The organism is uncultured Fluviicola sp. (genome assembly GCF_902168135.1).
GTDB lineage: Bacteria > Bacteroidota > Bacteroidia > Flavobacteriales_D > Crocinitomicaceae > Fluviicola.
This window is the reverse complement of record NZ_CABHOL010000015.1, coordinates 309350-326269: the sequence shown is the minus strand read 5'-3', so window position 1 is coordinate 326269 and position 16920 is coordinate 309350. Positions and strand designations below refer to the sequence as shown.

The window sequence follows — 16920 nt, the reverse complement described above, 5'->3', positions numbered from 1 at the left end:
AATTATCTTTTTATTGTTACACGAAATTCTGAACCCTCTCCCACTTGACTTGTCACATGTACACTCCATCCGAACATGTCAGAAAGCGCTTTCACATAACTTAGTCCTAAACCGAAGCCCTTCACATTATGAACGTTTCCGGTCGGAACTCGGTACAATTTATCAAATATTTTCGAGATATGTTCACGTTTTATTCCAATTCCTTTATCAATCACGGACAATTCGAGTCGATCGGCAAAAACTTCCAGTTTCACCGTAACATGGATCTTGTCTTTACTGTATTTAATCGCATTATCAACTAAATTGTTCACCATATTGGTAAAATGCATGCGATCTGCCTCAATATAGACTTCTTCTTTGGGCATTTGGAGGATCAGTTCGCCATCCAAACCGGCAATCCGGAAGGACGCTGTTTTAGCAACGGATTGAATGATTTCAACGACCGGAACCTGTTCCATTTTTACTTTCAATTCACCCCGGTCGATCACTGCACTTTGCAGGATAGATTCCACCAAAACGCTTAATCTTTTATTCTCTTCCTGGATCATTTTCACGAATGGCGCTGCATTTTCTGTTTGTCCGCCCATCATTGCCGGATCATGCATTGCCTCACAAGCCAGTGAAATAGTTGAAATCGGTGTTTTAAACTCGTGCGTCATATTCGAGATGAAATCGTTTTTCATTTCGAATAATTTCTTTTGGGTCAAAATGGTACGGAACATGTACGAAATGGTGATGATAATCAAGACTGCAAGAATGAGACTCACGATGAGCAGGCTTCCCATCGACTTCAGGACGAAAAACTTACTCTTCGGGAAATTCACATGCAAAAACAATTTGTCTTCCAAAATCTTATTGGGGAACAACATCGTGGTATGCGTCTTAACAGTATCCAGCTTTGCATCGTAATCTGCGAGTTGCTGTTTGAATTTCACCGGTTCATTGTTCTCTTCCACGATCACAAACTTGAAATCATCCGGAAGTTTATCCGTCACAAGCTCTTTCCGGATCACCGAATCCAGGATTTTCAAATCGATTCTTTTCTCCGGATCCAGGTACATATTGTCCCTAAACGTTTCCACCATCAATTCGTTGATGTACTTCGCTTTTTTGACAATTTTATGCATCACGCGCTGATCCAGGTGATAAGCCGCCCGAACGGAATCCTTATGGAACAAGCTCATTCCCCCGCCGTCGAATAATTCGTGGATCTGCCGCACATCCCGCGCCAGAACTTCCTGTTTTGAGTATAACCCTGAAATGGAATCGTAGCTATTCCCGGTTACGATCAGGTAATTTTCCAACTTTCCCTTTACAGAAAGCACGGTGTCTCTTATTGAAATGGATTCTTTTACTTCGAACAGGTTTTGGAATTCCTCCTTCAGCACATCTTTGTATTGACCGGATACATCTTTACTCATCAGGCTTGAATACCTGCGTACGTCTTCAATTTTTTCGTAACGGATCGCTATGCGTTCCAGGGCGGTATTGACCTTACTTTTAAAATCATCCGATTTTCGGTCATACAATTGCAGCGTTTGAAAGATCTGGATCAACAAAAGTGCCAGCATGGCAATCCATACTGCTGTAATTACGAGATTGATCCGAATCTTAATCATAGATAACGAATGTAGGTGAAATGTTAAAATTAACGATTCACTTAACGTTTTTTGGGAAATGAAAAGAATTGAAAAGGATGGAGCCTTTCTCGATCAAAAGCTTCGGTTTCTTCTTTTCAATTGTCAATTCTACATTTTCAATTCAAATTACTTTTTTTTAGTCCCTCGTTTTTTCGGCTTCCCGTATTTCTCCTGCATCGCCTTCTTGTGATTGTAGCGCACATTGACCTTTTTGTTCTTAGCTTTCTTTTCGTGGAATGCAGGCCCTGCCTCATCTTTGGAAGGTGTTTTCACCAGGGTGTTTTTCATAGCAACCTGTGGCTTCTCGAACTCCAAAATCAGTTCGGACAGCTCCACCTCATCCGGAAATTCGCTGATTGCTACCTGTTTATTCATGAACTTCTCTATCTGGCCAAAGAATTCTTTATCCTTCTCCGTAACAAAACTGATTGCATGCCCTTCTTTATCCTGACGGCCGGTTCTACCAATCCGGTGGATGTAATTTTCGACATTATCCGGAATATCAAAGTTGAAAACATGTGTCACGTCAGTCACATCAATACCGCGAGCGATCAAATCAGTAGCAATCAATACCCGGTAAATACCATTCTCAAAGTGATTAACGGTGTTGAATCGGAAATTTTGTGCTTTCTGTGAGTGGATGATTCCCAATTCGACATTGAAAATCGGCTCCAGCTCATCAAATAATTTTTCTGCTAAGACACGCGAAGAGACAAAAACCAGCACTTTGGTCATTTCTTTATTTTCTTCAAGCAGATGCTTGAGTAAATTGACTTTGGAAGTAAAATTCGGGACTGCAATTGCTTCCTGCCTGATCTTTTCAAGCGGAGTTCCTGCACGAGCAGCTTCAACTCTCACCGGATTGTCAAAATAACTATCGAGAAAAGCCTCTACTTCTTCCGAAAGTGTTGCCGAGAACAACAGGTTCTGTCTTTTTTCCGGAAGCAGTTCAAAAATGCGCATCAATTGCGGTCTGAATCCAAGATTCAAAGTTTCATCCACTTCATCAATAACCACTTTTTTCACGTGTTTCAACTGCAAAGAACCATTGGCTGTCAAATCGAAAATACGACCAGGGGTTCCTACCAGGACATCTAATCCCTGCAAAACCATTGCTGCTTGTGTATTGATATTCGCTCCACCGTAAACACCACCAACAACGACATTCATATATGGAGTCAGTTTTTCGACCTCACGGACTACCTGGACCACCAATTCTCTTGTTGGAACAATGATCAGTATCTGCGGATGCGGTTCTTTCGAAAACTTCCATAAAGAAAGCATCGGAAGCAGGTAAGCAAGGGTTTTTCCCGTACCGGTTTGAGCCAATCCGATCACATCCTTTCCGGACATCATCACTGAAAATCCAGCAGATTGAATAGTAGTTGGTGTAGTATATTCAAGCTCATCTAAAGCCGTTAAGATCGGTTTCTTAATATTCAGATCGTGAAATGTCATGCGGGAAATTTTTTACAAAGGTAAGCAATCCATTTTTGAATGCCCGATAAGCCTCATACTTTCTGAAAAGCAAGTCCTCCCAGTTGAAAATCAATGATATATCAATATTTTTTTAACAGGAAAAATAAAGCTGTTCACTAAAAAAAAACATACTTTTACCCCATTAATTGCCTGAATGGCAATATACTACTACAACAGCTACTACTATGAATAAATTGACTCTTTGCGCAATTTTCTCAGGATCTTTTCTGCTTCAGTCTCTGGCACAAGTAAGTATTTTTGAACCAATGTCTGCAAACATTGATTTCATCAATCCACGCACCTATTCATCAGAAAATGGGAAAAAATACAATCCGGAAAGTTTTCACACTCATCCGGATTTCGGAAAATTGACTTTTGGTGCTCCATACGGTAAGAATGTGGTGGAAGATATCAGCAAAAGGACTTATGATTCCCGCTATTACATCGATCTGGATAACCCGACTTATTTTTACATAGAAAAAGCGGCCGGTCCTATCAATCTACTTAAAGATGGGTTATGGCGCGCTATCGATCCTACACTTCATGCTGTTTCTCCCCAGCTTTATGAATCCGGAACGCAGGCTTGCCAAACAACTCTGGATGTAGCCGGCAAACTTACCTCTTTCAAACTGGGAGAAGTCTATTTTTCCTTCAACAATTACAAGCTCAGAGTCGTTAACACGGACAATTCCGTTTCAGTTTACCAATCAAACTGGTCCCAGATCACCATTGGAAACGAGGGAGCCTATATCACGGATGTTTTTCCCGGAATTGATCTAAAAATCATCTTTATGGAAGGCGGCATCAAATCGGATTTCATTATCCGGGAGAACCTGCATGTAAAGCAGCTTACTTTTATTGACCAGCTTGACATTCCTGACCATTTGAATGGTTTTATCCATACAGGCGGATTGGTTGCAAACGGACCGGTAATTTTTGAAAATATTTATACCGGAGAAGCTGAAATAAAATTCAACCTGGCAAGGTGTCATGATGCTTCCGGGAATAAAAACTCCTGGATCAATCCATATACATTGAACGGAAGTAATCTTGAAATTTTATGTGATTCTTCCCAATTGAATGATCCGGCAAAAGTATATCCAATTACAGTTGATCCGCTGGTAACTGTTGTCGGACCTATTTCTTCAGCGAATAATTTATTGGGTTCACTGCCATCACCTTCCTCTTGTTCAAACACCCTGAACGTTACATTTCCCGGGGGAACCACACCATGGGATGTTTCCGCTTATTGGGACGTACGCACCGATTTTTGCTCGGATGATTACCTGGATTTTGGGGCCATTATTGATTGCTGGATGTCCGAAGCACAAATTTGGATCACCTCGTCTTGCGGCGGAATTTCTCCCACTGCAGCACCTGGAACTATTTGGACCTGCGCAGCTCCAACCTGTGACGATTACGGGCAATGGAATCCAACCCTTCCATTTGCCAGTTCCGGAACCCAGTCTCTTGCTCAATGTTATACTCCATCCTGCAGCAACCAGAATTTATCATTTACTATCCTGAGCAACCGTTCCTACTGCAGTAATTTTTACGGATACGATAACTGCAACTATGCCTCAAATTCCTGCAATGTCATGTACAACTGGAGAGTAACCATCCAGGGAAGAAATGCAGAAACGCTGGGAAATACCGCTACCGGAAATGGTTCTACAACCATTGCGGCTGCAACTTGCGCTTCCGGAACAACCCTTTTAAATCCATTGGCCCAATACGGAGTTCCGGGATATACTTATTCGTGGAATACAGGTGCAAACAGCAGTACCTTAACTGTTACCAACGGTCCGGGCACTTACACGGCCACAGTAACGGACGCCTGTGGTACTGTCAGAACAGCCACATTTACAATTACCTGTCCTTTGGCAGTAAATCTAAGCGCTTTTGAAGTTTCTCATTCGGGAGATGATGCATTAGTCAACTGGACCACGAGTTTCGAAAAGGAGAATCGTCACTTTATCATCTTACGAGCCGGAAACAATTTGCAATTCGAAGAAATCGGACGGATCCCAAGCCAGGGAGATTCCGAGAGCCCGCAATCCTATTCCTTTGTAGACCGAAATCCACTGGACGGTATCAATTACTACCAATTGGCAACAATAGATATCAATAACGAGGAGAAACTTTCAGATATCCGATCACTGGAGAAAAAGGTTTCTTCCAAACCAATTTCTATTTCACCGAACCCATCAAAAGGCAATTTTACCGTTAGTGCAGATATTCCTGAAAATGGAGACTATACAGTTTCAGTGATATCTATAGCCGGAAAAGTAGAACTGCAACAAATGTATTCGTTCGAGAAAGGCAGCCAGGTAATTCCGTTCCATAAATTGAACCTGCAGAAAGGCACTTACATTATCTGTATCCGGAAAGGGAAAATCTCCCTGGAAGATAAATTGGTAGTGGAATAGGTTTTATTTCTGAACTTTTTCAGCTTATTCCAATAAAAAACCCTGGCGTCCCGCGACAGGATCGCCGGGAGCCAGGGTCACTCTTGCTATGAGTTAGCGGTTTTATCCTGAATTCGGTCGAAGTAACTCAGTTTTACAATTTGTTCAAGATTTTACCGCAGAAATTACATTTTAGGCATCAATACTTTGTCTACTACGTGAATTACTCCATTAGACTGGTAAACATCGTAAGTAGAGATGTTTGCAACGTTTCCCGCCTCGTCTTTAAGAGTAATGTTGTGGTCACCATTCATCATTGCCCACAATTTACCTCCGGAAACGGTCGCCATTTCTGCCTTTCCACCTCCCTTTTTAATCGCTGCAGCAATCGTATTAAAGTCCATCTTTCCGGCAACTACGTGATAAGTCAATACTTTTGTTAACGTCGCTTTGTTTTCAGGTTTTAACAAAGTCTCTACTGTTCCGGCAGGAAGGTTTTCGAATGCATCATTTACCGGTGCAAACACTGTGAAAGGTCCTTTCCCTTGTAAAGTTTCCACCAAACCAGCTGCTTTTACCGCTGCAACCAATGTTGTGTGATCTTTTGAATTTACCGCATTCTCAACAATGTTCTTTGCAGGATACATAGATTCACCCCCTACCATAACTGTTACATTCTGAGCGAATGAGTTAGAAAACAATGCTGTTGAAGCAATTAACGCAATTGATAATAATCCCTTTTTCATAATCGTAAGTTTTGAATTTTAAATTTGACTCAGTTACGACCTGAAAAAAGTTTTGGATTTCAGAAAATGAAAAAAAATTGAACTTATTTTTTCTAAACCTTATAAACTACTTTTATTCAGCAGATTAGTTCAAAAGCAAAAGTCCTACGGTAAAGTAGATAAACAGCCCCAACACATCATTGGTGGTAGTAACGAACGGCCCGGTTGCGAGTGCAGGATCAATTTTATAGCGATTTAAGATCAGCGGGATCATCGTTCCGAAGATTGCTGCAAAAATCGTTACTGTTAATAAGGAAATACTCACCACAAGCGCCAGGCGGTAATCATTAAAGAAATAAGATATTCCAAAAATCAGGGAAGAACAAAGCAGCCCGTTTACCAAACCTACTATAGCTTCTTTTCCAACTTTCGAAAGGATACTATCAAAAGGATCATTGCCGCGCGCCAGCGACTGTACTACAATTGCAGATGACTGTACTCCGACATTTCCGCCCATTGCCGTAATAAGCGGAATAAAGAATGCCAATGCAGGAAGATGGGTAATGTTTGTTTCGAAACGCGAAATCACCTGTGCACTCAGGATCCCTCCCAGCATTCCGATCAGAAGCCAGGGAAGTCTCGCTCTTGAAATACGGAAAACACTTGAATTCGATTCTACTTTCTCGGAGATCCCAGAAGCCAACTGGAAATCTTTATCTGCCTCTTCCTTGATCACATCGACTACGTCATCAATCGTAATGCGGCCAACCAGTTTTCCCTGCAGGTCTACAACCGGCACAGAAACCAAGTCGTATTTCTCCATCACTTTGGCAACCTTTTCGGAAGAGTCGCTTGTAGTAACGAAAATCAGGTTCTTTCCTTCATACAAATCTCGGATCGGTGTTTTCGGACTTGCAAAAAGCAGTCTTTTCAGGGAAAGAACTCCAACCAGTTTATTCAGGTCATCAATAACATAGATCGTATAAACCTGTTCAACGTCTTCCGCTTGTCTTCGTAATTCGACCAATGCCCGGTTTACCGGCCAGTCTAAACGGGCCTGGATAAACTCCTTCTGCATCAATCCCCCGGCAGTATCTTCATCGTAATTTAAGAGGTCAACGATATCATCCGCGGCATCGTCATCTTCCATTTGAGAGATTACCTCCTGGATCTTTTCATCCGGAAGTTCTCCGAGAATATCTGCGGCATCATCAGAATCCAGGTTCTCCAGCTGCTCCGCCATTTCTTTGGTAGAAAGAGAAGCCAGGAAACGATCCCTTACTTCCTCCTCCAATTCCATCAGGACATCCGCCTGAAGTTCTTCATCCAATTGATAATAGAGGTACTTCGACTGCTCCATGGACAATTCATCCATGATCTCAGCGATATCTGCAAAGTGAAGATCTGTAATGTGCTGTTTGATCCATTGATCATCCTCCGACGAGATAGCTTGTCGGATGCGCTCTAGAAATTCTTTCGTTAGTTCGAAACGCATGGATAGTCAATTTTGGTGCAAAAGTAAGTCTTTCAAAGCCAAGAAGCAACCCCTGCCGGATTACGTGAATATTAAATATCAGGAATGCTCCAAAAGGTTCAATCGTTCAAATCTTCTTCGCTCTTAGACCTCCGAGGGCTCAAAGAGTTTAAACAGTTCCATTTAAACTATTTCTTATACAACAAGTTTCTGCCTGTGATAAAAAAGGCGAAGAAAAACGCTGCAAACGAAACACCTGTCTGGGTCTGCAGGGTATCTTCAATCAAAAACGACAGCATGGTAATGACCAAAAATCCGGTCCATTCAAAGGCATTGATCCGTAAAGCCACAGCAAGTTGAATAAACCACAAAGCAATAAAGGCAATAAAGCAAATGATCCCTGCCGCAATCCAGGTTGTGAGAAACTGATTGTGAGTTAAATGCTGATTTTCAGGGGTTAGCTTCGAATGATTGGATTTATATGCTTCTGCAAATGCCGGTTTCATATCACCGATACCAACACCGATGAGCGGATGTGATTTTAAAATGGTAATCCCGGCTTTCAGGGATTCTATTTTTTCCAGGAGTGATTTTCCGTTCGGGTCTTCTGCATCTTTCAACTGGCTGCGCATGCGGTACAATTGTGCTGAAATTCCGCCCTTCGCCATTTCAACGGAGGCAAATCCCAATTCCACATTTCGGATATCCTGCTTGCTCATTTTTTGAAAATCCAACGAATCTTTTCGCAGGCCTTTGGAAGTCATGTACCTCCACAAAATATTCCGAATCGGATTTCCTTTTAAATCCACTCCCGTATCATAGCTCACCCCGGAAACTTTGGACCATTCTTTTTCCAATTCTTCATCCGCGATAAATGCCTGGACCGGATATCCGTTTTCCCAGTTGATCTTTGGAAGGATATCAAAGGTGTACTGATTTCCATTGACCGTTTTCTTTACATAATCCTCAGGTTTAACTTCTATTTTATGCGGAACGGGCTGCAGGTTGATATACAGGAAAACACCGACGAACAAAATACATGCTCCGAAAGCCGTGATAAATGTCCTTTTTATCCAACGAGTTCTGATCGACTTTACCTTAAACCAAAACATCATCAAAACAATGCCCGAAAGTGTAAAAACCCCCATTCCGATTTGGGAAATAATAGTATAATAAACGAACCATGCTGCCAATAAAACTGCCACCCATCGATAGGGAAATCTGCGGATCCACCATGCGGCACAAAAGACAAGTGCAAGCACGATCATCATGGCATAGCGCAGGTGAGAAATGAACAGGGAAAGACTTCGGATATCGTCGTAAACTTTAGATCCCCACCAATGAAAATAAGTCCCGACGTTGATAAAACTGGTTAGAAAAACGGCCGTCAGGAAACTCAAAACGACCCATTTGTAATGTTTGAACTGCGTTAAAGGAATGGCGATAATTGCTAATGGGATGGCGTAAAGTGTCAATTCCCTTCTAATCATATTCCATGCTTCATGCTTATCTGAGCTCCACAGAACGGAGCAAATTTCCATGATGAAATACAAAAAAAGCAGCCAGATCCAGCGATTTGAAGTCCAGTTTTTCCAAACTTTTTTCCAATCCCAAAGCAAGATAACATTGAGGCCTAAAAGCATCGTTCCGATGGAAAGCGGAATCTTACTGAAGGGTAATCCCGCCGCAATTCCCATCATTGCAACCAATTGAATATAATAATGAACGGGTTTCCCGGTCAGTTTATCCAGCATAAGTAATCGCTATATAAATCGATAACGCTTATTTTCCGAGAATAGTATTTACTCTTTTAGGATCCGAAAGAACTTCCAATGCTTTTTGAACATCTTTATCGTATTGGAATGCTTGTTCCGCACGACCGTTTTGATAATAGTAACGCGATACGATCTCACTGGATAAGATCTCTGTAATTTCATCTTTGAACTTATCCAGGTCACGTTCTTTAGACGGAGTTACCTTGGACAAGAGCTGTTCATAATCAGCTTTGATGTCCTCGAAATAACCTTCATCTTCAGCCGTTTTTTTCATGCGTTCCAATTGTTCTTCGGAAGCAGTTGAATAGGTAAAATCCTGCTTCAAAGCATAAGCCTTAAATGCATCGTAATCTTCCTTGCTCAGCTGGAAAGTCTTTGCCGGAGCAATTGTTTCGTGAGCGCGTTTGTAATCAGTAGCAAAATTGAAAATCACATTATTGCTTACCAACATCAAAAGCAGGCGTGAATAATCGTCTTTTTCAACCACGATATCAGGTTCAATTCCACGTCCGTCTATTACTTTTCTGCCATTTGCCGTGGTAAATGTCTTCAACAGGGAATCTGCAATTGCTTTCGGCTTATCACTCAATTCCTTGTCATAGTATTCCAGGCGCTGCACGCAACGTCCGGAAGGTGTGTAATATTTTGAGATGGTCAATTTGATCTTTGATCCGTATTTCAAATCAAATGTACGCTGAACCAGGCCTTTTCCATAAGAGTTCTCTCCGATGATTACCGCTCTGTCCAGATCCTGCAAACTTCCTGAAACGATCTCGGATGCCGAAGCCGAACCACCGTCCACCAAAACAACCAGGGGAATGGTTAGATCAAGCGGATCGGCAGAAGTTGCGTACGTTCTGTTCTCTTCAGGAATGCGGCCTTTTGTGGTAACCACTGTCTGACCTTTCTTCACAAAAATATTCACGATTTTCACTGCTTCGATCAACAACCCTCCGCCATTTCCGCGCAAATCCAAAACCAAGTTGGTCATTCCCTGCTGCTTTAGTTTTCCGTAAGCCGAAATAACTTCTGCAGAAGCAGTCTGTGTAAAGCTGTTCAATTTGATGTAACCGGTTGTTCCGTTGTTCAGCATTCCGAAGTAAGGAACGTCAGCCAACTTGATCTCATCTCGTGTAATGGAAATGGTTTTCTCCTGTCCGGCACGTTCAATTCTCAATTGAATGGTCGAACCTTTCGGGCCTCGTAACCCATCAGAAACCTCATCGCTCGGTTTTCCCTTCATGTCTTTTCCGTCAATGGAGAGGATTTTATCTCCGGCCATTGCTCCCGCTACCTGTGCAGGTTTTCCCTCATAAGGTTCTGCGATGTAGGTATAATCTCCCATTTTGCGGATCAAAGCACCGATGCCTCCGTATTGTCCGGTAGTCATCATCCGGTAATCTTCCATGTTGGATTCGTGGTAATAAACCGTATACGGATCCAATTGTTTCAACATAGCATCGATAGCTGTTTTACTCATTTCTCCGGGCTTGATCTCATCCACATAGTTGGTCTCCAGCTGCTGAAAAATGAGGTCCATGAGCTCCATAGACTTAATTTCCTCGAATCCGTTCGATTGTGCTTTTAATGGAGAATTGAAACCAATAAGGATGGTTACCAGGACAAAAACATGCAGGAATTGCTTCATATTTCTTAACTATTATTTTTCTTAAACTGCTCTAATACCGAAACCCGGGATTTTATCGATCCGTTGCGGTTGATCTCTTCGTGATCATTTTAATTTCAAAAATCATTCCGAAAAAACGGATTCCAAACTGGTAAAAATACCGAAAGATTAGTAATCAAACTTGATTTTTTGTGTTTTTTGACGAATGGTTGAATCACATGATCGGTCGGTGCACTTTTTATTCTGCTGACTGCAGTTCTGCTAGCAGTTTCCCGAGCAGTTTCCGCATGCATTTCTCCAATTCCGGATAGGATAAAACTTCTTTATTGGTATAAACGATAAAAAGTGCCAGTTGTTTTCCGGAAGCGTTTAAAACGTCCTCCAAAGGTTGTTTTTCTCTTCGTAAGACTTCCTTTACCAGGCGCTTGACATAATTGCGATCATGTGCTCGTTTGAATTGCCGTTTCGGTGCTGAAATCACAACCTGAAAAGGAACTTTCTCAGGGAATTCCGTTTCCAGGTAATAAACGCCTAACGGAAATGCACGCAACTGCTTTCCCTCCTTAAAGAGACGATCAATCGTTTTCCGACTGCAGAGTTTGTATGCTTTTCCGAAATGTTCGCTCATACTAATCAGGAAGACCATCCAACTCCCCCTTTGAAGGGGATAAAGGGGGATGGCCACCCCTCTTATTCTCCCCTCAAGGGGAGACACAAAAATTCTACTTTACTGTCCAGGTAACACCGTCTTTTCCGTCTTTTACAACGATTCCGGCTTCTGCCAAACGATCTCTGATCTTATCTGAAGTACTCCAGTCTTTGTTTTCCCGGGCATCTTTACGCATGTCCAAAACCAAATCCATTACAGTAGTCAAAGCGCTGTCTGTAGATGCTTTTTCAATGGTCAGACCAAGTACATCGAACACAAAACCGGTAAACTCTTTCGTCAATAATTCCAAATCACCTGCGGTTATCGTTGCTTTTCCTTCTGAAATGGTATTGATGTATTTCACCGCTTCGAATAAGCCCGCAACGAGCATCGGAGCATTGAAATCGTCGTTCATTGCTTTGTAAAACGAATCTACCAGCGCTTGTACGTCCTGGGAAGATTCCGCCTTTGTTTCCAGAGAACCCAGTTTTTCATACGCTTCCGACAAACGTGTAAATCCTTTTTCAGCCGCGTTCAATGAATCGGGAGTAAAATCCAATGTACTGCGGTAATGTGCCTGCATCATGCAGAAACGAATTACCTGCGGAGAATACGGTTTGTCAAATACTTCCGTTGTTCCTTCCACAATTTCCATTGGCAGGAAGTAATTTCCCAAAGATTTGGACATTTTTTGCCCGTTTACATTCAACATGTTTGCATGCATCCAGTAATTTGCCGGACTGATTCCCACAGAACCGCAGCTTTGTGCAATTTCGTCTTCGTGATGCGGGAATTTCAGATCCAATCCACCTCCGTGGATATCGAACTTGTCTCCCAAATATTTGGTGCTCATCGCCGTACATTCGATGTGCCAACCCGGATTTCCGTCACCCCATGGTGAACGCCAGATCTGCATATCGTCCGGGTTTGCCTTTTTCCATAAAGCGAAATCTGCAAAGAAACGTTTTTCGTCCTGTGCATTCAGTTCACGGGTTTCTTCTGCCAATTCATCTACTTTTCGACCGCTAAGAATTCCGTACTCGAATTTCTCGCCGTATGCCCGAACGTCAAAATAAACAGAACCGTTTACTACGTATGCAAATCCATTTTCAATAATCTTTTCAATCACTTCGATCTGTTCCTGTATATGCCCGGTTGCTGTTGGTTCAATAGCCGGAGGGAGCATGTTGTAAATGCGTTGCAGATCCTGGAATTTCACATTGTACTTGTAAACAATCTCCAGGGATTGAACTTGCTCTAAACGCGCAGCTTTTCCAATCGAATCAACCGCTTCACCGGCAGAATTCGTAATGTGTCCGGCATCCGTAATGTTACGGACATATTTCACCTGGTAACCCACATACATCAGGTAACGATAAATCAAATCGAAATTGATGAAGGTGCGCATGTTCCCCATGTGCGGCTCGCTGTAGAGCGTGGGACCACAAACATACATTCCAACTTTACCGTCAATAATGGGTTTAAAGACTTCCTTTTCACCTGAAAGGCTGTTGTAAATCTGAATTTTGGAATGTGTGCTCATTGCTGCTCTGTTATTTGAAAGTTTATGCGCGAAGATATGGAGAAATTCCTCTTACTTTTTTCCAAGGCAAAAAAAGTAAGCAAAAGAAAGCCACAAAGTGAATTGAAGACGAAGTATAGTTTCATTGAAACGTAATACGAGGTAGCCTTCATCCCAATTACGTCTTCCGAGCGGTCTTCCCTTTCGGACTTATTCACGAAAAGAAGGGATCAGGATCCCAAATGACAAGCACTTTTCGGTCTAAGTAACTGAAATGGAAGCCCTTTACTTTCATCCTGCAATAAAAAGGAGGGCTAAGGATCTTAGTAAGAACTATATATCCAAGTATCGTGTAATTGGGAGTTCGCGGTATCAAATTAGAAATCAGAATAATATACTATTTCGAGGCGATGTTTTTGTTTGACCACATGTTGCTTTTTCTCAAAATATTTCTGAACTTAAATAAGAAAGCTGTTGGAGAAGAGATTCACCACTCTCTTTTTCAGGCATTTAAACAACTAATTTATTAACTGTTCACTTTATGAAATTAACCCCAGAACAAGAAAAAATCCTGAATGAAACCGGAAATTTAAAAATCAACGCGGTTGCCGGTTCAGGAAAAACCACCACCATTATTGAATATGCCAGAACCCGAAATCCAAAAAGCAGGATTCTTTACCTGGCCTTCAACAAATCGGTTAAATTGGACGCTAAGAAAAAGTTCACAAGTCAGGGATTAACCAATGTTACGGTCGAAACTGCCCATTCCCTGGCATTTCGTCACATTGTTATGAATAGTATTTACCGGATCAATGCATCGGGATATAAAATCCATGAGATAGCTGAGATTCTGGGAATAAGCGGAAGTGAGGAAAAGCATTCCGAATTCGTTTTGGCCAACCATGTTAAAAAATTCTTTTCGTACTTCTGCAACAGTGATAAAGCCGGTTTCGAAGAGATGAACTACCTGGAGATTGTTACAGGTCGAAAGGCCAAAGCGTTTGTAAGGATGCACTATCGCTACATTCAAAAGAAAACAATCGAGCTGTACCAAAAAATGGACGCCGGAAAAATAGAGATCACCCATGATTTTTACCTCAAAAAATTCCAGTTATCCAAACCGATACTCCATTACAATTATATTCTTTTCGACGAAGGCCAGGATGCTTCTGCAGCTATGCTGGACGTTTTCTTTAAGCAAGAAGCCGTTAAACTAATTGTGGGCGATACCCATCAACAGATTTACAGCTGGCGGTTTGCTGTTAACTCCCTTGAAAAAACAGATTACAAAACCCTTTTCCTGACTGCCAGCTTTCGATTCAACGAGGAAATAGCCCATCTTGCAATGTCTGTATTAAATTGGAAAAAGCTGTTGGGTTTTGAAAACAATCCGGTCGTTTCAGGACAGGGAAAAACCACCGATCTAAAATCCAAAGCAATTATTGCACGTAGCAATTTGGGTCTATTATTGAAGGCAATTCAGTATGTCACTGATAACAGAAACGTCCAAAAAATCTACTTTGAGGGCAACTTTCACTCCTACACGTATGCGGAAGACGGAGCATCTCTTTATGACGTACTAAACTTATACAACAATAACAGAAGATTGATCCGGGATAAACTGATCCGGGAAATGCAATCACTGAAGGAACTGGAGGAATACATTTCCAAGACCGAAGATATCGAATTAGGGATGATGGTTGAAATCGTAAAGGAATATGGCAATGAAATTCCCAAGATTATCAAAACAATTAAAGAAAAGCACCTGACCAACGATGACAAGGACCAGGCTGAAATGATTTTTTCCACGGTACATCGATGCAAGGGCATGGAATACGATTCAATCGAATTGGCAAATGATTTTATATCCGAAGAAAAATTGATGAAACTGCATCCTGAGCTCAAAGCATCCAAGCCTGACCTAATCAAATTGAATGAAGAAATTAACCTGTTGTATGTTGCAATTACCAGAACCAAAAACAAACTGCTCATTCCACAGAAATTAATTCCCACTTCTTTCCAACCTGTCGAAAACTCTCAAACTATAACTGTTTTAAGCATTCCTTCCCCGGAAGAGCTGCATGATTTGCCTTATGAAGAATTGACGGTTCCCGAAACCAGCCCGAAGAAAGCTTATTCTGTGGAGGAATTCAGAACCAGGCACCAGGATGCTTATAAGCCCTGGACTGTTGATTTTGATTCAGAGCTTTCAGCATTAGTTGCCGGCGGAACTAAAGTCAAAGAATTGTCCGCTCACTTCGGAAGAACAAGTGGAGCAATTCGTTCACGAATCAAGAAATTGAATCTCCGGGAATAGTTTTACAGAAATAAAATTGTTTCCCGATTCCCAACCATTTCATTATTTGTGCATTCTAGCTTTGCAATGAATAGCGAACCTCCCCAAAACAAACTGGCTTTCCTGGATGGTGTGCGTGGTGTGGCTATGATAATAGTCGTATTCCACCATTTCGGTTTGGGATTTTTCCCGGCAATTAATTATCTGAATCCGGATCAGATACACCTGGGAAATGGCGAGGTAGAACTACTCATTGCCAGAACACCGCTCAATCTCTTTTTCAACGGTGGGTTTGCGGTTTCTATTTTCTTCGTACTAAGTGGTTTTGTGCTCAGTTATAAATTTCACCGCTCCGGAAGTCATAAACTTTTGAGAGAATATGCCGCCAAACGTTACTTCAGGCTGCTTATTCCTGTTGGCGCATCAATCATTCTGTGTTATATGCTGCATGAGGCAGGACTTTTCACTCACAGGGAATTGGGAGATATTACCAAATCAAAAGATTGGTTGAACTGCCTTTTCACCGACATGAAAACTGTTGCAGTGATGATAAAAAACGTGTTCATTGATGTATTTCTAAATAATGACAACCGTTACAATCCGGTATTATGGACTATGACCATTGAATTTTTGGGTTCGCTATTATTGTTTTCCTTTCTGACACTATCCGGTAACAATAAAAAATCCATCTTGCTCCATATTATCGTCGCATTTCTTATCCTCCTTACAGATAAAAAATTCTACGCCGCTTTCATTCTCGGATCACTCATAAGCAGGCTTTTCGCTGACGGGTTTTCTTTTCCAAAAAGCTGGAAAGGCATCACTATAAAACTGTTCCTTCTTGTTGCAGGAATTTATTTCAGCTCCTACCCACAAGGATCGTTCGTACAGCAAAGTATTTGGAAACCTTTGGCTTGGGGTTGGACCAATAGTTACGACCTATTCCATGTATTGGGTTCCTTTTGCCTGCTGTTTTTGATCTGTTTTGAGAAAAATTTCAAACGGTTCTTTTCAATAAAACCCTTCTTATACCTGGGAAAAATCTCGTTTTCCTTTTACCTGATCCATTTGGCAGTGATGTGTTCACTGGGATGCACCATTTTTCTCCGATTATGGAAACCGGGGACCTATTTCATTCCCTTCTTCATTTCATTCATTGCATCCATGGCTGCGACTTTTCTTATTTCACATTTCTACTATAAGTATATTGATAAGACCAGTATCCGGTTCTCAGAAAAGATGGGGAAATTGATTACCAATGGTGATTTATCAGAATAAAAAATCCCGGCCGAATTTCGTCAACCGGGTTTTAAAGCAGTAGTAAT

At 41.6% G+C, this 16920-nt stretch carries 11 protein-coding genes; 3 read left to right on the top strand and 8 right to left on the bottom strand.

Going from position 1 to position 16920, the window contains the following annotated elements:
- Positions 1 to 2: 2 nt before the first annotated feature.
- Both QZT69_RS04475 and QZT69_RS04470 read right to left on the bottom strand, forming a co-directional pair.
- On the bottom strand, positions 3 to 1619 hold the full coding sequence (locus QZT69_RS04475) for a cell wall metabolism sensor histidine kinase WalK (RefSeq protein ID WP_294670903.1): 1617 nt from the start codon (positions 1617 to 1619) through the stop codon (positions 3 to 5).
- A 147-nt stretch (positions 1620 to 1766) separates the two neighbouring features.
- Positions 1767 to 3098 (bottom strand): DEAD/DEAH box helicase, encoded by a 1332-nt coding sequence (locus QZT69_RS04470; RefSeq protein ID WP_294670900.1) that lies wholly within the window; start codon positions 3096 to 3098, stop codon positions 1767 to 1769.
- 206 nt (positions 3099 to 3304) lie between these two features.
- On the opposite strand from QZT69_RS04470, the gene QZT69_RS04465 reads away from it, so the two are divergent.
- A complete protein-coding gene (locus QZT69_RS04465) occupies positions 3305 to 5548 on the top strand; it encodes a T9SS type A sorting domain-containing protein (RefSeq protein ID WP_294670898.1) in 2244 nt (747 codons plus the stop codon).
- Positions 5549 to 5712: 164 nt separating this feature from the next.
- On the opposite strand, the gene QZT69_RS04460 is transcribed toward QZT69_RS04465, so the two are convergent.
- The 6 genes from QZT69_RS04460 to cysS form a co-directional block, all read right to left on the bottom strand.
- Entirely contained in the window at positions 5713 to 6273 is a 561-nt protein-coding gene (locus QZT69_RS04460) for a fasciclin domain-containing protein (protein ID WP_294670895.1), read from the bottom strand.
- Positions 6274 to 6397: 124 nt separating this feature from the next.
- A complete protein-coding gene (gene mgtE / locus QZT69_RS04455) occupies positions 6398 to 7747 on the bottom strand; it encodes a magnesium transporter (RefSeq protein WP_294670890.1) in 1350 nt (449 codons plus the stop codon).
- A 167-nt stretch (positions 7748 to 7914) separates the two neighbouring features.
- Positions 7915 to 9480 (bottom strand): O-antigen ligase family protein, encoded by a 1566-nt coding sequence (locus tag QZT69_RS04450; protein ID WP_294670888.1) that lies wholly within the window; start codon positions 9478 to 9480, stop codon positions 7915 to 7917.
- A 28-nt stretch (positions 9481 to 9508) separates the two neighbouring features.
- On the bottom strand, positions 9509 to 11149 hold the full coding sequence (locus QZT69_RS04445) for a S41 family peptidase (protein ID WP_294670885.1): 1641 nt from the start codon (positions 11147 to 11149) through the stop codon (positions 9509 to 9511).
- A gap of 217 nt (positions 11150 to 11366) precedes the next feature.
- Complete coding sequence (gene rnpA / locus QZT69_RS04440; RefSeq protein WP_294670882.1) at positions 11367 to 11756, bottom strand: ribonuclease P protein component; 390 nt, start codon at positions 11754 to 11756, stop codon at positions 11367 to 11369.
- Positions 11757 to 11850: 94 nt separating this feature from the next.
- A complete protein-coding gene (gene cysS / locus QZT69_RS04435; RefSeq protein WP_294670880.1) occupies positions 11851 to 13320 on the bottom strand; it encodes a cysteine--tRNA ligase in 1470 nt (489 codons plus the stop codon).
- Between the two features lie 520 nt (positions 13321 to 13840).
- Between cysS and QZT69_RS04430 the strand changes: the two genes are divergently transcribed.
- Together QZT69_RS04430 and QZT69_RS04425 are read left to right on the top strand one after the other, a co-directional pair.
- On the top strand, positions 13841 to 15616 hold the full coding sequence (locus QZT69_RS04430; protein WP_294670877.1) for a UvrD-helicase domain-containing protein: 1776 nt from the start codon (positions 13841 to 13843) through the stop codon (positions 15614 to 15616).
- 66 nt (positions 15617 to 15682) lie between these two features.
- Positions 15683 to 16873 carry an acyltransferase gene (locus QZT69_RS04425; protein WP_294670873.1) on the top strand — a complete coding sequence of 397 codons (1191 nt, stop codon included), beginning with the start codon at positions 15683 to 15685 and terminating at the stop codon, positions 16871 to 16873.
- Positions 16874 to 16920 lie beyond the last annotated feature (47 nt).